Below are 18,316 nucleotides of genomic sequence, written 5' to 3' on the forward strand. Positions count from 1 at the left end.
GGTCTTGCGGCCCTTAGGCCGTGATCCCCGCGCGCGCAGCCATGGCCGCAGCGAAACGTTCAAACAGGTAATAGCTGTCCATCGGACCAGGTGACGCTTCCGGGTGGTACTGCACTGAAAACACGGGCTTTCCGTCAACCGCGATGCCACAGTTTGATCCATCAAACAGCGACCTGTGGGTTTCGCGCACACCTGCCGGAAGGGTCTGTGCATCCACCGTAAAGCCATGATTCATCGATGTAATTTCAACTTTGCCAGTGTCATTATCTTTGACTGGATGGTTGGCACCGTGGTGGCCGTGGTTCATTTTGATCGTTTTGGCACCCAACGCGAGGGCGAGCATTTGATGCCCCAGACAGATGCCGAAGACTGGCAGGTCTTTTGCCAGAATGTCTTTGATCATCGGCACCGCGTAAACGCCTGTCGCCGCCGGATCACCGGGGCCGTTTGACAGAAACACGCCGTCAGGACTGTGTGCCAGAACGTCGGCGGCAGTTGCCGTCGCGGGCAGGACAGTGACATCGCAGCCAGCGGATGCCAAACAGCGCAGAATGTTGCGTTTTGCGCCGTAATCAATGGCGACGACTTTGTATGTCGCGTCAGTCTGGCGTGCGAAGCCGTCCGGCCACGCCCACCGCATTTCATCCCAGCGATATGATTGTGCACATGTCACTTCTTTGGCGAGATCAACACCCTCGAGGCCAGCAAACCCACGGGCAGCGGCGACCAGTTTTTCGACATCGAAATTGCCGTCCAGATCATGGGCCAATGCCACATGCGGCGCGCCTTGTTGACGGATCGCGCGGGTCAGGCGGCGCGTATCAATGCCGCCAATGCCGATGCGCCCGCGGGCAGCAAGCCACGGCTCAAGGCGTTCTGCCGACCGCCAGCTGGACGGTAATGTCGGATCCCATTTGACGACCATGCCAGAGGCGACAGGTTCGGCTGTTTCGTCGTCTTCGGGCGTAACGCCGGTGTTGCCGATATGGGGAAACGTAAAGGTCACGATCTGGCCGGCATACGACGGATCGGTCATGATTTCCTGATAGCCGGTCATCGCGGTATTAAAGCACAATTCGGCAGTCGTTTGCCCCGTGGCGCCAAAGCCCATGCCATAAAACACGGTCCCATCGGCAAGAACAAGGCAGGCTGTTGGTTTATTGGTGCTGGCCATTGGTCGAATCCCATGCTGTGCGACAAATCTGGTCGCCATGCGGGCATTCGCACAGCGAATTTCTACGCTTACTAAGGGGTGGGGTTGTGCAGGTCAAGACGCACAAATGACCTCACGGAGCGTTCGTTTATGGGTGCTTGTTTTGCGCGGCTACTTCGCAGTATGGTCCGCGCTCGTTACCGCTCACATATCAGGGATGATGGAATGGAATTGCGTACACGGGTCAGCACGGCCCTTAAAGAAGCGATGAAGGCCAAAGAAGCTGATCGCCTGTCGACGCTGCGACTGATCACGGCCGCAATCAAAGACCGTGACATCGAAGCGCGCGGTGAAGGCAAAGATGAGGGCGTCGGTGACGCCGTCGTGTTGGCGATCATGGGCAAGATGGTCAAGCAGCGCCAAGAAAGCGCGAAAATTTACGAAGAGGCCGGACGCTTAGAATTGGCGCAAGACGAGCTCTCTGAGATCAAGACAATCGAAGAATTCCTGCCGCGCCAGTTGTCCGAGGACGAAGCTGCGGCGGCCATTGAGAGCGCCATTGCCGAAGTCGATGCATCTAGCATTCGCGATATGGGCAAGGTTATGGGCATCCTAAAAGGCAAATATACCGGCCAGATGGACTTCGGAAAAACCGGCCCGATGGTGAAAGAAAAGCTGGGCTAACTGGCGCGCGTTAGACGCTTGAACACGCGCCCATCCAGTACCGCGAGGCCAAGCGCGAGGAGCGCGAGGCCGATATAGACGTTGGGCGACAGGCTTTCGTCAAGAACCAGCGCGCCGAGGATGATGGAGACTGGCGGGATCAGCAGCGTTACAATCATCGTGTTGGCCGATCCTGCGGCAGCAAGGATGCGGTAATACAGCAGATACGCGCCTGCGGTGGCGAAGACGACGTAATAGCCGATGGCGCCAAGTGCAGTGAGGCTGAGGTCAAATGACGGGGTACCGTCAATCAGCAGCGCCGCCGGAACCATCACCAGCGATGACCCCGTGAGCATTCCCGCCGCCGCGACTTGGGGCGGCAGGCCCGTTAGATTGATCCGTGCCCAAACACCCGCGAAAGCATATGAAATGGTGCCCGCAATCACCGCCAGTTGCGCGAGCGATGTGATGTCAAAGTTGCGTACAGACTGCAGACCGATTGCGGTGGCGACGCCAAAGAAACCAATGGCTGACCCGATGATTTTGCGTGTGGTCAGGCGTTCATCAGCAAGGATAAGGGCCGCAATAACAACGCCAAAAATCGCCGTGCCAGCGTTGAACACCGACGTCAGGCCCGTTTGGATGTGCAACTGACCCCATGCCATCAAACTAAATGGAATGGCGTTGTTGAGGGCGCCCATGACGATCAACGCCCGCCAGATTTTAGGGTCACGCGGGATCGGCAGGCCACGCACCAAAACGAAGGCCCAAAGGATTACAGCGGCCCAAAACACGCGGTGGGCGACCGAAGTGGCGATTGGAATCTCGTCAATCGCCAGCCGCACTGCGAGGAACCCCGCGCCCCAGATAAAGGCGAGCACAAAAAGTTCGATCCATGTGCGGATGGTGAGGGTGCGTTGTGGTGTCATAGCAAACGCTTAGGCCGCGCAGCAGCATTGCGCGACCCGAATTTTGTGCAAAGTTACATCACAAAATACCATGGCGTTGCCTATCGTGTTCCGCCGATGGATTGGTGCGGGTTAGGGCCAAGCGGCGCTTTGCAGCACGACTCGACAACCGTCCGGACCCCAAACGTAAGGGCCCGCCTCTCCTAATAGGGAGTGAAGTATCTGACGGAATGCTGTCTCCCAAGCGTCGATATCATCTGATAAACGGGCGATGCCAGATAGGGATGGTCATGGCCGGATCGCGTCGCGCATGGCGCGGTCGACCTCGTCATAAAGCACCGCGCGTTCGTCTTCGGACAGGAATGCTCCCAGCTCAACCTCTCGCTCTGACCCTTTGAGGGTGATGTAGTTAACGATGCGTTCGTTTCTTTTGTCGATCTTGAGATGGACCCAGTACGGGTTGCCTTCCCACGATTTGCGTCCGCGTCGTGGGTGGATGTGGATGAGCGTCATGCTGTCAGGCCAGATGCGCAGTTCCTCGAGGATTTCACCGTCTTTGTAGCTGCGATGTAGGGCGTACCAGACCCCCGAGACGGCGATGATAAAGAACGGCAACAAGCCCCAGAGCACAGGCGAGCCGAGGACAGCGATCAATGGCAGAAAAATGATTGCCACCGTTCCGGCAATGAACACCACAAAATCTCGGCGCAGCAGGGATCGGTAGGGCCACAGGTGCAGTTCCGCCACAGGGGCGTCTGGCGCAGGGTCCGGGGTGATCCATTCGTAGGGCATAAACTAAACTTAGGCGTCTGTTTGACCATGTCGAGGGGATGGGGTGTCGCATGACGATATTTAAGTGAATGTCAGCGCTGGGCGGCGCGCGCGGATGATCCACCACTCCGCAAAGACCGCATTGAGTGGCGATTTCAATGGGTCGACGGAACACTTTAGTCTTTAGCCAAAGATGGAATGATCAACATGAAGTACCGTCGCCGCGTATTTTTCACGGACAAGCAGAAGTCGGAGATTTGGGACCCCTCTCAGCGATGCTGAGCATCGCCTGCCGGGCAGTGGATGGCAACGCGGAGAGTCGGTGATCTCGATTGGTCGGTTGTCTGATAGGGGGTCATCATCAATTTACCCGCTGTTAGAGCGGACTGGCGGCATCCGTCCTGCGGACCACATCAGGTCGCGGCTTGCTCTAACCCTGACCGATCGGGAAGAGACATCCAGAGGTCTGCGGGCACAGATGTCCCTGCGATCTATCGCACGAAGTTTGAAGCGATCAGCATCCACAATCAGCCGAGAAGTCCGGCGCAACGGCGGTCTCAAAGACTATCGTGCAGCGCCTTCAGATGTCGCAGCCTGGGATCGCTCTCACCGCCCGAAGCTGTGCAAGCTGGCACACAAAGCCTATCTCTGTCCACTGCCCGGCAACACATGCTTGCATGTGTGAGAGGGGGCGATATCGACCAAGCTGATCCGCATGTGGTCCCCGCAACAAATCGCAGGCTGGCTAATGCGAGAACATCCCGATGATGAGAACAAGCGCGTTTCTCACGAGACGATCTGCCGAAGCTTTTTTATCCAAATTCGTGGCGTACTTTAGAAGGAATTACTAGCGCATCTACGGGCAACGCGGGCCATCCGCCGATCTCGCCATGCCACCATGAAGCGTAGTGGTCTGGGCCAACCTCCCGGTGATTGCTGCGCAATCGCCTGCCGGTCAATGGTTCAACGATGCAATATCGATCCGTGACAGGCCAGCCGAGGTGGAAGATCGGGCCGTGCCTGGCCATTGGGAGGGTGACCTCATCGAAGGCTCCGGCAACAGCTTCATCGCAACATTGGTCGAACGGAGCACGCGCTACGTGATGCTGGCGAAGGTTGGCAACAAGGACAGCCACAGCGTCATCCAAGCGCTAATCAAGCAGTCGCACAAGCTGCCCAAAGAACTTTATCGTTCTCTGACATGGGATCGTGGGTCGGAAATGGCAGGGCATAAGAAGTTCACCTTGGCGACTGATATCGACGTCTACTTGTGCGAACCCCACAGCCCGTGGCAACGCGGCTCAAACGAAAACACCAACCGCCTTCTGCGACAGTACTTTCCAAAGGGCACAGATTTGTCGATACACAGTCAAGCAAAGTTGAGCGCCGTCGCCAGACAACTCAATGAACGACCTCGAATGACGCTGGGGTATGAAACTCCCGCAGAGCGTTTAATGCATGTGTTGCATCGACCAGTTGAAATCGCCGTCCAAAGCCCAGTGTCAGCAACCCAGTGGCCAATTCTGATGATGGATCGCCGATCGTGGCAAAGCACCGCCCCATGAAAACCACCTGTGTACTGGCGGCAACCGCCACAGCGGAGGCGCGGATCATCCATGCACGATGGGATGCAATGTGCCGCGCGTGGGCGTCTCGAACCGCGTTTAGGATGCACAAGCCCATGAAGGCAGCAAAGCCGAGCCGCACGACGTTAAGCGTTGTCGTGGCGAACGGGCCAATTGGGTAAGCCAATCAATTGGATTGATACCATGCCAAAAAGTCATCGCTGTTTCCAGTCGCGCATATAGAAATTGTGCCCACAAAAAAGGCCTCGGCGTTTCCGCCGAGGCCTAATATCATTCAGATCCCGAAGGTATTGTTAGTGCGAAGACTGCTTGTCCCAGTCGGACTGCTTGGGCAGCGTTTCGAACGTGTGCTCCGGTGGAGGGGACGGCAGGGTCCATTCCAGAGTATCAGCAAATTCGCCCCACGGGTTTGGCTCCGTCGCGTTTTTCGGGCTCATCAGCGTCTTGAAGAGAATGACGATGAAGAACAGGAAGGATGCGAATGACAGGAACGCGCCAAGGGATGATACATAGTTCCAAGTCGCGAACGCTTCTGAATAGTCGATGATGCGGCGCGGCATGCCGTTACGACCAAGGAAGTGCTGCGGGAAGAACGTGATGTTGGCACCAATGAACATCATCCAGAAGTGCAGATGTCCTGCCCATTCAGGAATTTTGCGTCCAGACATTTTCGGCAGGTAGAAATAGATACCCGCGAAGATGCCAAACACGGCGCCCAGCGACATCACGTAGTGGAAATGCGCCACGACGTAATAGGTGTCGTGGTAGGCGCGGTCGACACCAGCCTGTGACAGTACAATGCCTGTGACGCCACCGACGGTGAACAAGAAAATGAAACCGAGAGCCCACATCATCGGGGCTTTGAATGACACAGACCCACCCCACATTGTTGCGATCCAGCTAAAGATCTTCACGCCCGTGGGCACTGCGATGACCATCGTTGCCAGCATAAAATAGGACTGCTGGGTCAGCGACATGCCCACCGTATACATGTGGTGTGCCCACACGACAAAGCCCAGCGCGCCAATTGCGACCATTGCGTAAACCATCGGCAAGTAGCCGAAGATCGGCTTGCGCGAGAAGGTGGAGACAACGTGGCTGACGATACCGAACGCAGGTACGACAACAATGTAAACTTCGGGGTGACCGAAGAACCACAGAATGTGTTGGTACAAAACCGGATCACCACCACCGGAGGGATCAAAGAACGTTGTCCCGAAGTTGCGGTCCATCAAAAGCATGGTGATCGCGCCAGCCAGAACGGGCAGGGCCAGAAGGATCAACCATGCGGTAACGAAGATTGACCATGAAAACAGCGGCACTTTATGCAATGTCATGCCGGGCGCGCGCATGTTCAGGAAGGTCGTGATCATGTTGATCGCGCCCAGAATAGAGGACGCACCAGAGACGTGAACCGCGAAGATCGCGAGGTCCATTGAAATACCGCCGGAGCTTGTCGACAGCGGTGGATACATGACCCAGCCGACCCCCGCGCCGGCTTGACCGTTCCCGCCGGGCGCAAGCATGGACGCAACACCAAGGGCAACACCGGTACAGAACATCCAGAATGACAGGTTGTTGAGGCGCGGAAACGCCATGTCAGGCGCGCCGATTTGCAGCGGCATAAAGTAGTTTCCGAAACCACCGAAAAGCGCAGGAATAACCACAAAAAACATCATCAGGATGCCGTGGTACGTTATCAACACGTTCCATAAGTGACCATTGGGTGTACATTCGTTCAGGGCCGCTGGAAACAGACGTGCGCCTTCAAGGCACATGTACTGAACACCGGGGTGCATAAGCTCCATGCGCATGTAAACGGTGAAACTGACGGACAAGAACCCGACAAAACCCGACACGAAAAGGTACAAAATACCAATGTCTTTATGGTTTGTGGACATAAACCAACGGGTAAAAAACCCGCGGTTGTCTTCATGGTCCTGCTCGTGGACGGCTGCGTCTACCATGTGGCGCTCCCTGCAATCGATGGCAATTTCTACAAGGTGAACGGACTCACCCTTTGGCTTAAAATGATTTTAGGGCGCAGGGGGGGGCAGGGCAACAGTGCATCGCACGGTTTGCATGGGTAAAATTGGCGCAGGTGTGTGTGTTAGTGCTTTGGCGCGATGGTCAGGACAAAACCACCGACGTAAATTTCATTCGCGCCACCGCGTCCATCTTTGATATCAGCGACGATGCTCACGCAGGTATTATTGCGGATGATGGCGTCCCAATCGCGTCTTCTTCCCACCAAATATCGGTCAAAGGCCGAAAGGTGTCTTGAAACAGGACTTCGCTGTAGCGGTTGAGGCTTGCACCAAAAAACGCGGTTCCGGCGGGGCTTTACAGAGTAACTATGATGGGTCACTGTGAGGTTCCGTCATACTACGCGCGAAACGCGAGCGAAATGTCTGTGCCACCTAAACAGCCCCCGTCTAAATCGCCAAGAACAGTCAAGAACAGTGATGTCCAAGCCCATTAAATATGGACGAAGTAGTTGATTGAAATCCAAATATATCAACGGTTGGTCCATGACATCGAGCGGCACAACGACGGTTAAATTGAAGTCACTTTTTACTTGCTGGTCCTGCGCGCGAACAGGATTTTTCGTACAGATGACACTCAACGTAGCCAATATGATTGATGTAGGATGCATGTGTCCCCCAAAGGATCGTGATCAATCAGGGGAAAACAATACGGGGTTTATGGATTTTCTAAACCACCCACCTCAGGTCGCAGAGAGCAGGTCCGCGAGCGCTGATTTCCTCTGAGTCACATCGTCGAGTGTGTACCCGTCAAGAACTGAAAAGAACGCATCTTTTGCTTGGGTGAGCGGGGTGCGCAGGCCGCAGGCAGGCAGGATGGCGCAATTTGGCGCGCTGCCAAAACATTCTGCGACCGGATCATCGGCCATGATGGATCGCAAAACTGCCCCGATTGAAATGTCGGTTGCAGGGCGTGCCAGCTGCAGCCCGCCGCCGCGCCCGCGATCCGAGGTCACAAAGCCGCCGCGCACTAACTCTGTTGCGACTTTGGCGATATGGTGTTGCGACAGCCCGTAACTTTGGGCGATGGACGATGCGGGCACGCGCCCAGCCTTGGACACGGACAGGGCGATAAGGATGCGCACGGCGTAGTCGCTGAATTTATCAAGATGCATGCGTCAAATTAGCATTTGCAATGCGTATTATAAAGGCGCTATTTAATACGTATTATAAATACCGATTTAAGGACACGTTATGACTGTCACCTCCATCATCCTCTGGCCTGGTACGAAAATCTGCGAACGCATGGGCGTCGACCCAGAGGCGGACCAAGGTTTGATCCGGTCCATGTTCAATATGTTGGTCTATTTGGTCATCATGCTGGCCGTGATGTGGATGATTTTGGGATGAAGCCCACCGCGAGAATTGATCTAACGGCCGCCCAGATCGACGAGGTCGTGGCCGTGTTTTATGACAAAGTGCGCCACGATCCGACGTTTGGGCCGGTGTTTGCCGATAAAATCAGCGATTGGCCCAGCCATGAGGTCAAGATCGCCGCGTTCTGGCGCAATGCGATCCTGCACGAGCGGTCCTACAGTGGCAATCCGATGCGCAAACACATGCAGGCGGGCACCGTAAAAGACGGACACTTCCCGATCTGGCTGGCGTTGTTTGATGACGTTCTGGCCGCGCAACTGTCCGTTGATGTCGCTGCCGGATGGTCCGCATTGGCGCACCGGATCGGCGTGGGATTGCGGTTCGGGTTGACGATGGACAGCACGGACGGCGTGCCAAACCTGCGTTAGTTATTGCCGTAAGGGGTGATGCTGCTTGCAAACGTTTTGCGCAGGGCCACATCCACGTCGTCCATCGTCACGGGCAGACCAAGATCCACCAGCGACGTTACCCCGTGTTCGGTTATCCCGCAGGGCACAATGCCGCTGAAATGGCCCAGATCCGGTTCAACGTTGATCGACAGTCCGTGAAAGCTGACCCATTTGCGCAAGCGGATGCCGAGGGCCGCAATTTTGTCTTCCGCAGGTTGCCCATGTGCGTCCAAAGGTTTGTCATGCCGCTGCACCCAGACCCCGACGCGCCCGTCGCGGATTTCGCCAGTGACGTTGAATTTTGCCAGCGTCGCAATCACCCAGTGTTCGAGGTCTTGCACAAAGCGGCGCACGTCGTGGCCGCGCTTGCCGACGTCAAGCATCACATAGGCGACCCGCTGGCCCGGTCCGTGATAGGTATATTGACCACCGCGTTTCGATGTGTGGACTGGAAAGCGGTCAGGCTCCACCAGATCGACAAGTTTGGCGGACGTTCCAGCGGTGTAAAGGGCAGGGTGTTCGACAAGCCAAATGCATTCATCCGCGTCGCCGCGATGAATGGCTTCGGCGCGGTCTTCCATGAAAGCGGTGGCGTCGTCGTAATCTGTCAGTCCGTCTGTGGTGATCCATTCAACCATTAGTGTGTCGCAGCAAATGCCCCGCCCCTTTTATGTTCGCGCCCCTTACGGGCTGGGTTACATGGAACCGCCATTTACGAAGCGCGGATTGCGGTGCGGTGTCGTTCACGAAAGCGTCCTGTCATTTGGCAAAAGGTGTTTAGGCGTGAATGTTTGCTTGTCCAATAGATAGGCAATTTTAAGGCGAGAGCCAAACCGAAAGGCCCTGATATGCCCTTGAATCGTCTCTAATTGATCGTTGCGGATCCAGATCCACACTGTGGCGATGATCAGGCGTTCCGCATTAAGAGGTTTGCGGTGTTGGGGCCGTTTGGCCGACTGCTCGGGTTCGCGTTTCTGGCGTACTGGTGTTGTAGCACGGTATCCGACAAGTCCGCGCAGGCCGAGTTCGCGCCCATAAGGCGATGAGGTGGCGGCTGTATTTGTTTGGTCTGATCCCAGCGGGGTTGGCTAACTTCTCGCCGCATCGCCGCACCAACGAAGCGGTTTTCGGCGGCAGTGATAGCCTTGGCCGGATCGTGATCGGGTCGCCACTGTGGCCTTGATCGCAGCTGCACGGGCAGGGCGCAGCACGTTGGCGCAAAGGCCCGCCGCACTGGGCAGGTAGGCGTGCGCCAGCAATCGTCCAATTTTGCAGATTTTGCGCTTGAGGTGGCGGCAACGCTTCGCTAAGTGCTTCTAACGCTTTCAGACCTGCGGTCGTGGCGGAATTGGTAGACGCGCAGCGTTGAGGTCGCTGTGAAGTAACATTCGTGGGGGTTCGAGTCCCCCCGACCGCACCACTTTCATTGATATCATTCATGAATTTTGTCCTTTTGGGGGCTGGCCCCCACTGGGTCCCCTCCCCGTTCATAATGAAGTTATAAACCTCGCTCGGATCGACAAATGACATTGCTCCACGGCGATGGATCGTGATGTGCTGACTCTTGGCCCATCGATATAGCGTGGACCTGTGAACTCCGAAAACGGTTTGAGCCTGCAAAATGCGGACTATCACTGGGATTTTCTGTGTTATGTCGGGCCACCTCAATCGTTGATGCATCGACCGCCATGGCCAGCGCATCAACGTAGTTTTCGGCATCGAGGGCTCTCCAACGGTTCAATCTCCCGATCTTCATTGGCGGTGGAAAATGTCCGTCATTGATCAGGTTGTGGATCTGGCGCTTTGAGATACGAAGCCGCGCGGCGACGTCTTCAGGAGTTAGGAGTTAGGAGTTAGGGTCAGGACCCATTAACTGATTGAGTTTGTCGCGTTGTGGTGATTCAAAGTCCTCAATTGTAGGGGGATATGATGAGCAATCTATATTGGCTGAGTGAGGCACAGATGGAGCGTCTGCGGCCTTACTTTCCGAAGGCCCGAGGCCGTGCGCGTGTTGATGATCGTCGTGTCCTGAGTGGTATTATTTTCATTAATCGCAATGGCTTACGGTGGTGTGATGCTCCTGCGGAATATGGGCCGCCAAAGACGCTGTACAATCGCTGGAAGCGCTGGAGTGACATGGGCGTGTTTGCCCGGATCTTGATGGGGCTGGCCGAGCAGGCTCCCGATAACAAGACCATCTCGATCCCCTCTCATCGAAACTGCGTTTCGACTGCCGGGCAGTGGATGCCACCTACCTCAAAGCACATCGTACGGCCTCCAGCCTGCGGTTAAAAAAGGGGGTGTGGACGCCTGATCGGGCTGACCAAGGGCGGCATGAACACAAAGTTGCATGCGGTTACAGATACCAACGGTCGCCCGGTCCGCTTGTTTATCACTGCAGGTCAGGTGAGCGATCATACTGGCGCTGCTGCCCTAATGAATGGCCTGCCTGAAGCCGAGTGGCTCCTTGCTGACAGAGGATATGATGCTGACTGGTTCCGCGAAACCCTTGTAGACAGGGGCACAAAGCCCTGCATCCCCGGGCGCAAGTCACGCAAGAAGGCCGTTAAATACGACAAGCGCCGTTACAAACGACGCAACCGTATCGAGAGAATGTTCGGAAGGCTCAAAGATTGGCGGCGCGTCGCAACTCGCTACGACAGATCACCAACAGTCTTCCTCTCCGCAATCGCTCTCGCCGCAACCGTCATATTCTGGTTATGAGTCCTGATCCTAGTCTGCAAAGCTATGGCCGCCCCCGTATGACCGAAGAGTTGCAAGAGTTGGGGCTGAATGTCGGGCACCGGCGTGTAGGTCGTTTGATGGGTGAGAATGGTATCAAGATCATCAGAACCCAAAAATATAAGACAACGACGGATAGTAATCACACGTTCAACATCGCGCCCAATCTGCTGGATCAGGACTTCTCAGCGGATGGAACCAATCAAAAATGGGCTGGAATGGCAAGGTATCTCGCCATCTCAGTGCCTATCGCCAAGAACTGTTTGAGCGCTTGAATTGCCCCGCACTCAAGCCGCTGCCCGCTGCCTCATACGTTTATGCCGAGTGGAAGCAGTGCCGTGCTGGCCTTGATTACCACGTCGATATTGGCCGCCATTATTACTCAGTGCCACACCAGTTACTGAAGCAGGAATTGTGGGCCCGGATCACCGCACGCACCGTAGAGGTATATTTTAAGTGGCAACGCGTCATGGGCATCCTTCCCGACCCAGAACGCCAATGTGGATCTGTCGACATACCGCCTTCGATCAGGCTTGGTTTGGCTGGTGCTTGGATTATACCGCCTCACAGGATCGGCAGGCATACTTGGGACGGCGCGTGACAATCACGCGGAACTGCGCGGGCACGATGTCCAGCCGTTCACTGATATCTTCCCCGATGATGTGGCGCTCCGAACCGCAATCACGGGTCATATCATCGGGCACGATCACCTTTTCGATGCGCGGCAAATGTTTTGGCAGGACGCCGCGACCTGCGCGTGGCTTTGATGCACCTGTAGTGTTTGGCGGATCAACCGCCTCGTCCTCAGCATTTACGATAGCCATGGCCGTCTCGATATCTTGCAGCGCAAGGTGATACTGGTCGGGGTGGCCCTTCTCGGACTTCGCGCCATAGAGCGCGCGCTTGAAGTCAGGCAACTGCTTTTCCAGCCGGATGATGCGATCCTCTTTGCGTAGATTTCGCTCTTCGGAGGCAATCAAAAGCGCCTGCAAAGTAGCGACATCTGTAGAAAGATCAGTGGGGGAAGTCATGCCCGTCAGCTATCAAAAAATGGGCTTATGTGCCTGTCCAAAACGCACTCCGAGCCATTCTGCCGCAGCTGGCGGACGGGTCTCCAACGCAGTCACGCGACGCCAGTCCATTCCCGCAAACAACGCTTCAAATTGCGCCGGGTCCAGCCGCAAAACGCCGTCCCGAATAGCGGGCCATTTGAACGCATTTTGCTCCAGACGCTTGTAGGCCATGACCAGCCCCGTGCCATCCCACCAGATCATCTTGAGCCGGTCTGCCCGTTTGGCGCGGAACACATAGACCGCGCCATCAGACGGCTTCTTCTGAAAATGGCTCTGCACCAAAGCGGCCAGACCTTCATGTCCTTTCCGGAAGTCCACCGGTTTGGTCGCCACAAAGATTTGCACGCCATGCGACGGGTGGATGACAGCGCCGACACGAGTTCAGCGATACGTACTTCAGGCGTGTTCGCTGCAAGACGAACAACCACATCCCCTTGATCAAATCGAGCGTGACAACGGCGTCCTCAGGCACATCCGCCAAAACGACGGGTTCCTCAATGGCAACAGGGACAAAGGAGACACCATCAAGGTTCGGCAGAACCAATTTGCCCTCGCGGGCCATCCGACGCCACTCTGACAAGTGATTTGGCCGCATCCAGTACTGCCGTGCTACGGCGTTAACCGTCGCGCCCTCAACAAGCGTCTCAGCCACAATCCGCGCCTTCACCTCTTCCGGCCAGCGGCGGCACCCCAGCAGAATACGGCTCCGATCCAACCGGTGTAGGAAGCGTCCTTGGCCTGACGCAAATGGGAGAGATCAAGCAGCAGCTCTACGCCGAGGCGGAAGCTGACGAACTCGCCGCTTCACAGACCACAACTGCGCTCGCCACCCCCGAACCTGATCCGGCATCACGTCAGGACGCGATTGAGGGACAGCTTACAGCGATGGCCCCAGCGGTGGAGGTTGACCAGCTGGCTGCCGCACCGCCGCCAGAGCCGGTCGCCAATGCTCCCGAACAAGTCATTATCCCAACGCCACAGACTGTGCCCGACGTGACAGAAACAGTCGCACCGGTTTGGCGGGACGAGGTCAGCTATACGCTTGCACCGACCGAGGGCGTTGAGGTGAAGCTGGTCATGGTGGCAGGGGCGGTCGCTGAGTTTTATTGGACCGCGAATGGTTCGGTGGTGGCCTATGACACCCATGGCGACGGTGACAGCAGCATCAGCTATGAGAAAGGACGTGGCGTTGCAGATCAGACCGGCACGCTGACGGCTGCATTTAACGGCAACCACGGCTGGTTCTGGCGCAATCGCACAGAGGCAACCGTGACCATCACACTCTTTGTGCGGGGCGACTATAGCGAAATGAAACTTCCATAACAACAAAGTGGCCCCTGCCGCATGGTGGGGGCCAACCTTGGAAGTGGATGATAGCAGCATCGCAATTGAAACGATCCCACAATCCGGTGTAATGGTTGGGCTTGTAAGTAGGGAAGGGACAAAAGAGCATGAATGTTGCATTCAGTTTTGATAATTCGCGCATTGATCTGGAGATCTCTGCGGTTGTCTTAGCCGGTTGGACGGGACGCAATATGGCTGCGGTCCAACATCATATCGATGAATTGGCAGCAATCGGCATCGCCCCCCCAAGTCAGGTTCCCCTGTACTATCGCGTCTCACAGACCCTTTTGACACAGGCCGAAAGCATCGACGTCTTGGGCCACGGCACATCGGGCGAAGTTGAGCCATTACTAGTTCAGGCGAAAGGTAGGACATATTTTGGCTTGGCGTCAGATCACACGGACCGCGATTTGGAACGTCATTCGGTCGCGGCGTCCAAGCAGGCCTGTGCCAAACCCGTTTCGACGGATCTTTGGGACTTTGAAGCGATCAAGGATCACCTTGATGACATCACCCTACGGTGCTGGATAGAAGAAGACGGGCGCGAGGTACTGTATCAGGACGGCACATTGGCTGGTATTCGTCCACTGGCGCAACTATGCGACGGGGCTGGTTTCACAGACGGAACGGCGATGCTGTGCGGAACGTTTGCAGCAATCGGTGGCGTGCGTCCCGCTGGCAGATACCGGATGGAGGTATCGGACCCGACGAATGGCAAGGCAATCGCGTTATCTTATGTCGTTGTGGCCCTGCCGATCATTTCCTAGCGCTAGTCGTAGACGCACCCATGGATCAGGTTTTCACGCATCAAGCGCGTCGCCAATGATCCGCGCGCCACGGCGATGTCTTCAAGGTATGTGGCCTTTTGCGCAAAAAATTTACGCACATCGCCGATGGCTTGCGCACTGTTTATCGGTGTAAACCGCACTGCCTCGCCCGCGCGAAACTGTGCCAATCTGTCGGTATCACAAGAGATTACGGTGGCGATTTTGGGGTACCCCCCTGTGGTTTGATGATCCGCCAACAACACAGTTGCAATGCCATCCCCTGACACTTGAACCGACCCGCGCACGATTGGTTCCGACGGGATGGACAAAGCCCCGTCAAGGTCCAAGAGTGGACCGCTCAATCGCATCCCCATCCTGTCATAGGCATCGGTAACCTTGAATGTGCTGGTGACAAACCGCTCGACTGATCCTTTTGTGAAATGCTGGTCTTGGGGTCCGGTGACGACGCGGACGGGTCCTTTAGAAGGGGAAATTGGCTGTGCTATCTCGCCCAATCGATCATCACGGATCGCCGTATCCGACAGGGTGATTGTTTGCCCCGTTTGCAGAGCCCCACCCCCGAAACCAGAGGTTGAATGTGTTGCCTGACTGCCAAGCCAATTGGGCGTCTCGATCTTTGCGGCAAATGCGAGATAGGCCCAACTGCCCGCCTTGCCCGCGCTGATCGACAGTCTATCGCCCTTGCGGATAGTAAGGACTGTCCACGATCTTGTCTTTTGTCCGGCGTGTTCGACGACGAAATCCCCGCCAGTAATGGCGATGGTCACAGAGCCCTGTGTGCAGTTGAGGATCAGGCCACCGACGGAAATCTCGATTGCCGTCAACACCTGCGCGTTGCCAAGAGCGGCGTGGGCCGCCTCAAATGCCAATCGGTCCATCGGACCAGAGGCCGCGACACCATAGCGCATATTGCCGGCGCGGCCTGCGTCCTGAAACGTGACCAATGGACCCGCAAAAGACACTGAAAAGGCAGCTTCACCCATGATCGCCCCCTTGTCCAAGGCGTTAGTTTTCATGTGCGATACCACTGTAAATTTGGGAAAGTCTTTCGTTTTGGTCCTTAATTCTGGCAGATTAGGTGAAAATGCTTCAGGGGCACAAAGCTTGGCGTGTCTGGCGCGACAAACAACCGAGCTTAAACCGATGAAAACCCTGTTGCCTTTCAAGACAAAAAAACGGTCATGCTCGGGAGGAGGTGAACATGACCGTTCTTATATATACGCGCCTCGGTGCGTCTCGGGAGGAGAAGAAGCAAGGCGCGTCTACGCTGACATTGCTCGGGAGGAGGTGAGCTCCGGCAGCGGCATATTCAGTTCCACTCGGGAGTAGGTGAGCGGTTCCGAAACTGGTGTTTGAAGCATTGCTTCAGGAAAGAGGTTTTGCGTCGGTCTTAACAAGATCTGAATGTTCGAGTGAGGCGGGGGTAGATCCAGCCTTTAAGTCCTAAAAACCGTAAGCGGCCTTGTGGGCAATCTGGCGGATCGATGAAGGGGCAATTCCGAGATTTTGCAGGTCACGTGCGGACGTCCGCTCCAGTTCGGATAGTGTGGTGAGATAGACCTTACGCTTGGAAGCATTTTTAGCCATCTGCGTGCGGATTGTCTCAAAACGATCTCTCAGTGATGTGCGGGCAAAGACTGTTGTTGTTAATGTTGTCATGACGTTGCCGACCTCTTTAGTTATTGGAGCATTTTTTGTAGTTTAATTGTGATTAATATGTATGATAATGCTGCAGTTGCACAATGACCCTTTCGACAATGCTGTCATGCAGCATTTGCATGAATGCCGCTGATGCGTCCGCATTCCATTTTTGTTCTGGTTACTTTTTAGGCTTCACGGATGCAGTGCTGCCATTCGTGGCAATGATGCATGGCCATGCCCCATGAAACCCACCCAGCGCTTCAGAGACGCCCAGATCCACCGGCTACCGAAGCTTTCTTTGAGGGAGTAAAGCCCCTCGGGGTAATTATGGCTCAATACGCGTGATTTAAAATGTTCGCGATAAGTTGGTCATCATCGACATTGTTGGAGTAGCGCTGGGGCTGTCGAAGTGCGTGCCGTAGTTAAAGGCAGCGGCGCCATTCACGCTGCCGGTGGGGTTAGGCTATACAATTGCGGCATCCATCAGCGATTTCACGGTCGGGTTGTCTTCAGTGACTGTAATGGATGCGTTATAAAATAGTCCAACGACTTGAAGGTTAACTAACATTCGGATTTTACTTTCTACTCAGGGCTGAGGAATTCAACGCAAGGTAGACCGTGCCTGTGGCGTGTTGATGCAACGGCCAGACATTTTATCTAATAAAATTGTCGTTTATTAGATAGTCCGCAATTTGCAGAATGGAACTGCAATGCACGCCTTGGTGGTATAGGGGCGAACCCACACGCGTGGATCCGCCCCAAACAGTGTCGCTTAGTTTTTAGCTTTATCGACCATTTTACCGGCGGAAATCCACGGCATCATGTCGCGCAGCTTGCCGCCGACCTGTTCGATCTGGTGTTCGTCGTTGGCGCGGCGCGCTGCTTTGATCGTTGGCTGGCCAACCGCGTTTTCCAGCATGAAATCCCGCACGAATTTGCCGGACTGAATGTCGTCCAGAACCGCCTTCATGCGGGCCTTGGTTTCGACGTAGGGCAGGATACGCGGACCGGAGACGTATTGGCCGTATTCCGCAGTGTTGGAAATTGAATAATCCATATTGGCGATGCCGCCTTCATAGATCAGGTCCACGATCAGTTTCACTTCGTGCAAACATTCGAAATAGGCCATTTCTGGCTCGTAGCCTGCTTCGACCAATGTCTCAAAGCCCATTCGGATCAGCTCAACAACACCACCACACAGAACCGCTTGTTCGCCAAACAGGTCGGTTTCACATTCCTGACGGAAGTTGGTTTCGATAATGCCGGACCGACCGCCGCCGATGGCGGAGCAATAGGACAGGCCAATCTCATGTGCTTTGCCGGATGCGTCTTTGTCGACCGCGATCAGGCAGGGCACTCCGCCACCTTTGGTGTATTCTCCGCGAACCGTGTGGCCTGGGCCCTTTGGCGCCATCATGATGACGTCGATGCCTTCTTTAGGCTCGATCAGACCGAAGTGGACATTCAGACCGTGGGCAAACGCAATTGCTGCACCGGGTTTGATGTTGTCGTGGACGTATTTTTTATATGTCTCTGCCTGAAGTTCATCGGGCATGGTGAACATGATCAGGTCAGCCCAGGCCGCAGCTTCTGCGATGCCCATAACCTTCAGGCCCTCGGCTTCGCACTTTTTCGTGGTGGCAGAACCGTCGCGCAGGGCGACGACAATGTTCTTCGCACCAGAGTCGCGCAGGTTCAAAGCGTGGGCGTGGCCCTGTGAGCCATAGCCGAGAATGGCGACTTTCATGTCTTTGATGAGGTTCACATCGCAGTCACGGTCATAATAAACGCGCATGGGGGTATTCCTTTGTTGCGGTTAGAGTTGGCGTTCTTATG

General features: G+C 55.5%; 20 protein-coding genes, 1 tRNA gene and 4 pseudogenes. 11 read left to right on the top strand and 14 right to left on the bottom strand.

Going from position 1 to position 18,316, the window contains the following annotated elements:
• Nucleotides 1–13: 13 nt before the first annotated feature.
• The gene (carA, locus tag OA238_RS03385) at nucleotides 14–1,174 is read right to left on the bottom strand and encodes a glutamine-hydrolyzing carbamoyl-phosphate synthase small subunit (RefSeq protein ID WP_015494086.1); all 1,161 of its coding nucleotides are present in this window, start codon (nucleotides 1,172–1,174) and stop codon (nucleotides 14–16) included.
• A gap of 204 nt (nucleotides 1,175–1,378) precedes the next feature.
• Here carA and OA238_RS03390 point away from each other — a divergent pair, with 204 nt between their 5' ends.
• On the top strand, nucleotides 1,379–1,837 hold the full coding sequence (locus tag OA238_RS03390; protein WP_044037858.1) for a GatB/YqeY domain-containing protein: 459 nt from the start codon (nucleotides 1,379–1,381) through the stop codon (nucleotides 1,835–1,837).
• On the opposite strand, the gene OA238_RS03395 is transcribed toward OA238_RS03390, so the two are convergent.
• A complete protein-coding gene (locus tag OA238_RS03395) occupies nucleotides 1,834–2,745 on the bottom strand; it encodes a DMT family transporter (RefSeq protein WP_015494088.1) in 912 nt (303 codons plus the stop codon). The genes OA238_RS03390 and OA238_RS03395 overlap by 4 nt on opposite strands.
• A 267-nt stretch (nucleotides 2,746–3,012) precedes the next feature.
• Complete coding sequence (locus tag OA238_RS03400; RefSeq protein WP_015494089.1) at nucleotides 3,013–3,516, bottom strand: DUF2244 domain-containing protein; 504 nt, start codon at nucleotides 3,514–3,516, stop codon at nucleotides 3,013–3,015.
• A 268-nt stretch (nucleotides 3,517–3,784) separates the two neighbouring features.
• On the opposite strand from OA238_RS03400, the pseudogene OA238_RS03405 reads away from it, so the two are divergent.
• A pseudogene (locus OA238_RS03405) lies at nucleotides 3,785–4,946 on the top strand (IS30 family transposase); the annotation flags it as partial.
• Between the two features lie 428 nt (nucleotides 4,947–5,374).
• Here the strand turns inward: OA238_RS03405 and ctaD are convergent.
• The 3 genes from ctaD to OA238_RS03420 all read right to left on the bottom strand — a co-directional run bounded on the left by ctaD (nucleotide 5,375) and on the right by OA238_RS03420 (nucleotide 8,241).
• On the bottom strand, nucleotides 5,375–7,048 hold the full coding sequence (gene ctaD, locus OA238_RS03415; RefSeq protein WP_015494091.1) for a cytochrome c oxidase subunit I: 1,674 nt from the start codon (nucleotides 7,046–7,048) through the stop codon (nucleotides 5,375–5,377).
• Between the two features lie 143 nt (nucleotides 7,049–7,191).
• The gene (locus tag OA238_RS32480) at nucleotides 7,192–7,335 is read right to left on the bottom strand and encodes a hypothetical protein (RefSeq protein WP_187293140.1); all 144 of its coding nucleotides are present in this window, start codon (nucleotides 7,333–7,335) and stop codon (nucleotides 7,192–7,194) included.
• Between the two features lie 474 nt (nucleotides 7,336–7,809).
• Complete coding sequence (locus OA238_RS03420) at nucleotides 7,810–8,241, bottom strand: RrF2 family transcriptional regulator (protein WP_015494092.1); 432 nt, start codon at nucleotides 8,239–8,241, stop codon at nucleotides 7,810–7,812.
• A 79-nt stretch (nucleotides 8,242–8,320) separates the two neighbouring features.
• Here OA238_RS03420 and OA238_RS32485 point away from each other — a divergent pair, with 79 nt between their 5' ends.
• Entirely contained in the window at nucleotides 8,321–8,476 is a 156-nt protein-coding gene (locus OA238_RS32485; RefSeq protein WP_187293141.1) for a hypothetical protein, read from the top strand.
• Nucleotides 8,473–8,871, top strand: a complete 399-nt coding sequence (locus tag OA238_RS03425; RefSeq protein WP_015494093.1) for a group III truncated hemoglobin — start codon at nucleotides 8,473–8,475, stop codon at nucleotides 8,869–8,871. Before OA238_RS32485 ends, OA238_RS03425 begins: the two co-directional genes overlap by 4 nt.
• Here the strand turns inward: OA238_RS03425 and lipB are convergent.
• Nucleotides 8,868–9,530 carry a lipoyl(octanoyl) transferase LipB gene (gene lipB / locus OA238_RS03430; protein WP_015494094.1) on the bottom strand — a complete coding sequence of 221 codons (663 nt, stop codon included), beginning with the start codon at nucleotides 9,528–9,530 and terminating at the stop codon, nucleotides 8,868–8,870. The two genes, OA238_RS03425 and lipB, sit on opposite strands and share 4 nt — an antisense overlap.
• 422 nt (nucleotides 9,531–9,952) lie before the next feature.
• On the opposite strand from lipB, the gene OA238_RS34415 reads away from it, so the two are divergent.
• Together OA238_RS34415 and OA238_RS03435 are read left to right on the top strand one after the other, a co-directional pair.
• Nucleotides 9,953–10,075 carry a hypothetical protein gene (locus OA238_RS34415; protein ID WP_275450490.1) on the top strand — a complete coding sequence of 41 codons (123 nt, stop codon included), beginning with the start codon at nucleotides 9,953–9,955 and terminating at the stop codon, nucleotides 10,073–10,075.
• A gap of 150 nt (nucleotides 10,076–10,225) precedes the next feature.
• A tRNA-Leu gene (locus OA238_RS03435) sits at nucleotides 10,226–10,312 on the top strand.
• Between the two features lie 78 nt (nucleotides 10,313–10,390).
• Here the strand turns inward: OA238_RS03435 and OA238_RS34900 are convergent.
• Nucleotides 10,391–10,726: pseudogene (locus OA238_RS34900) on the bottom strand (helix-turn-helix transcriptional regulator); the annotation flags it as partial.
• A gap of 95 nt (nucleotides 10,727–10,821) precedes the next feature.
• On the opposite strand from OA238_RS34900, the pseudogene OA238_RS29640 reads away from it, so the two are divergent.
• From OA238_RS29640 to OA238_RS34905, 3 genes and pseudogenes are all read left to right on the top strand, one after another.
• A pseudogene (locus OA238_RS29640) lies at nucleotides 10,822–11,616 on the top strand (IS5 family transposase).
• An 11-nt stretch (nucleotides 11,617–11,627) separates the two neighbouring features.
• A pseudogene (locus OA238_RS03445) lies at nucleotides 11,628–11,867 on the top strand (IS3 family transposase); the annotation flags it as partial.
• Nucleotides 11,843–12,235, top strand: coding sequence for a Mu transposase domain-containing protein (locus OA238_RS34905; RefSeq protein ID WP_420806477.1), 393 nt, complete (start codon nucleotides 11,843–11,845; stop codon nucleotides 12,233–12,235). The pseudogene OA238_RS03445 and the gene OA238_RS34905, both read left to right, overlap by 25 nt.
• Here OA238_RS34905 and OA238_RS03450 read toward each other — a convergent pair.
• From OA238_RS03450 to OA238_RS03460, 3 genes are read right to left on the bottom strand one after another with little or no spacing between them, the layout of a single operon-like run.
• The gene (locus OA238_RS03450) at nucleotides 12,189–12,665 is read right to left on the bottom strand and encodes an IS66 family transposase zinc-finger binding domain-containing protein (protein WP_015494097.1); all 477 of its coding nucleotides are present in this window, start codon (nucleotides 12,663–12,665) and stop codon (nucleotides 12,189–12,191) included. The genes OA238_RS34905 and OA238_RS03450 overlap by 47 nt on opposite strands.
• A 12-nt stretch (nucleotides 12,666–12,677) precedes the next feature.
• Nucleotides 12,678–13,025 carry an IS66 family insertion sequence element accessory protein TnpB gene (gene tnpB, locus OA238_RS03455; protein WP_217591575.1) on the bottom strand — a complete coding sequence of 116 codons (348 nt, stop codon included), beginning with the start codon at nucleotides 13,023–13,025 and terminating at the stop codon, nucleotides 12,678–12,680.
• Nucleotides 13,003–13,422, bottom strand: a complete 420-nt coding sequence (locus tag OA238_RS03460) for a transposase (RefSeq protein ID WP_144055817.1) — start codon at nucleotides 13,420–13,422, stop codon at nucleotides 13,003–13,005. The genes tnpB and OA238_RS03460 overlap by 23 nt, the downstream gene beginning before the upstream one ends.
• A gap of 32 nt (nucleotides 13,423–13,454) precedes the next feature.
• Between OA238_RS03460 and OA238_RS03465 the strand changes: the two genes are divergently transcribed.
• Both OA238_RS03465 and OA238_RS03470 read left to right on the top strand, forming a co-directional pair.
• Nucleotides 13,455–14,030 carry a hypothetical protein gene (locus tag OA238_RS03465; RefSeq protein WP_015494100.1) on the top strand — a complete coding sequence of 192 codons (576 nt, stop codon included), beginning with the start codon at nucleotides 13,455–13,457 and terminating at the stop codon, nucleotides 14,028–14,030.
• Nucleotides 14,031–14,158: 128 nt separating this feature from the next.
• Complete coding sequence (locus tag OA238_RS03470) at nucleotides 14,159–14,818, top strand: DUF2848 domain-containing protein (RefSeq protein WP_015494101.1); 660 nt, start codon at nucleotides 14,159–14,161, stop codon at nucleotides 14,816–14,818.
• 2 nt (nucleotides 14,819–14,820) lie between these two features.
• Here OA238_RS03470 and OA238_RS03475 read toward each other — a convergent pair whose 3' ends face one another.
• From OA238_RS03475 to ilvC, 3 genes are all read right to left on the bottom strand, one after another.
• Complete coding sequence (locus OA238_RS03475) at nucleotides 14,821–15,855, bottom strand: 5-oxoprolinase subunit C family protein (RefSeq protein WP_245581433.1); 1,035 nt, start codon at nucleotides 15,853–15,855, stop codon at nucleotides 14,821–14,823.
• 427 nt (nucleotides 15,856–16,282) lie between these two features.
• Nucleotides 16,283–16,498 carry a hypothetical protein gene (locus OA238_RS03480; protein WP_044036219.1) on the bottom strand — a complete coding sequence of 72 codons (216 nt, stop codon included), beginning with the start codon at nucleotides 16,496–16,498 and terminating at the stop codon, nucleotides 16,283–16,285.
• A 754-nt stretch (nucleotides 16,499–17,252) separates the two neighbouring features.
• Complete coding sequence (gene ilvC, locus OA238_RS03485; protein WP_015494103.1) at nucleotides 17,253–18,275, bottom strand: ketol-acid reductoisomerase; 1,023 nt, start codon at nucleotides 18,273–18,275, stop codon at nucleotides 17,253–17,255.
• Nucleotides 18,276–18,316: the final 41 nt, after the last annotated feature.

This window comes from Octadecabacter arcticus 238 (genome assembly GCF_000155735.2).
GTDB lineage: Bacteria > Pseudomonadota > Alphaproteobacteria > Rhodobacterales > Rhodobacteraceae > Octadecabacter > Octadecabacter arcticus.

Excerpts from the sequence above, each read along its gene's own strand:
- OA238_RS03475 (WP_245581433.1), bottom strand. The coding sequence starts at position 15,855 with ATGAAAACTAACGCCTTGGACAAGGGGGCGATCATGGGTGAAGCTGCC.
- OA238_RS03470 (WP_015494101.1), top strand. The coding sequence starts at position 14,159 with ATGAATGTTGCATTCAGTTTTGATAATTCGCGCATTGATCTGGAGATC.
- OA238_RS03400 (WP_015494089.1), bottom strand. The coding sequence starts at position 3,516 with ATGCCCTACGAATGGATCACCCCGGACCCTGCGCCAGACGCCCCTGTG.
- ctaD (WP_015494091.1), bottom strand. The coding sequence starts at position 7,048 with ATGGTAGACGCAGCCGTCCACGAGCAGGACCATGAAGACAACCGCGGG.
- OA238_RS03480 (WP_044036219.1), bottom strand. The coding sequence starts at position 16,498 with ATGACAACATTAACAACAACAGTCTTTGCCCGCACATCACTGAGAGAT.
- OA238_RS03390 (WP_044037858.1), top strand. The coding sequence starts at position 1,379 with ATGGAATTGCGTACACGGGTCAGCACGGCCCTTAAAGAAGCGATGAAG.
- carA (WP_015494086.1), bottom strand. The coding sequence starts at position 1,174 with ATGGCCAGCACCAATAAACCAACAGCCTGCCTTGTTCTTGCCGATGGG.
- OA238_RS03450 (WP_015494097.1), bottom strand. The coding sequence starts at position 12,665 with ATGACTTCCCCCACTGATCTTTCTACAGATGTCGCTACTTTGCAGGCG.
- OA238_RS34905 (WP_420806477.1), top strand. The coding sequence starts at position 11,843 with ATGGGCTGGAATGGCAAGGTATCTCGCCATCTCAGTGCCTATCGCCAA.
- OA238_RS32485 (WP_187293141.1), top strand. The coding sequence starts at position 8,321 with ATGACTGTCACCTCCATCATCCTCTGGCCTGGTACGAAAATCTGCGAA.
- ilvC (WP_015494103.1), bottom strand. The coding sequence starts at position 18,275 with ATGCGCGTTTATTATGACCGTGACTGCGATGTGAACCTCATCAAAGAC.
- OA238_RS03425 (WP_015494093.1), top strand. The coding sequence starts at position 8,473 with ATGAAGCCCACCGCGAGAATTGATCTAACGGCCGCCCAGATCGACGAG.
- OA238_RS03465 (WP_015494100.1), top strand. The coding sequence starts at position 13,455 with ATGGGAGAGATCAAGCAGCAGCTCTACGCCGAGGCGGAAGCTGACGAA.
- lipB (WP_015494094.1), bottom strand. The coding sequence starts at position 9,530 with ATGGTTGAATGGATCACCACAGACGGACTGACAGATTACGACGACGCC.
- OA238_RS03420 (WP_015494092.1), bottom strand. The coding sequence starts at position 8,241 with ATGCATCTTGATAAATTCAGCGACTACGCCGTGCGCATCCTTATCGCC.
- OA238_RS03395 (WP_015494088.1), bottom strand. The coding sequence starts at position 2,745 with ATGACACCACAACGCACCCTCACCATCCGCACATGGATCGAACTTTTT.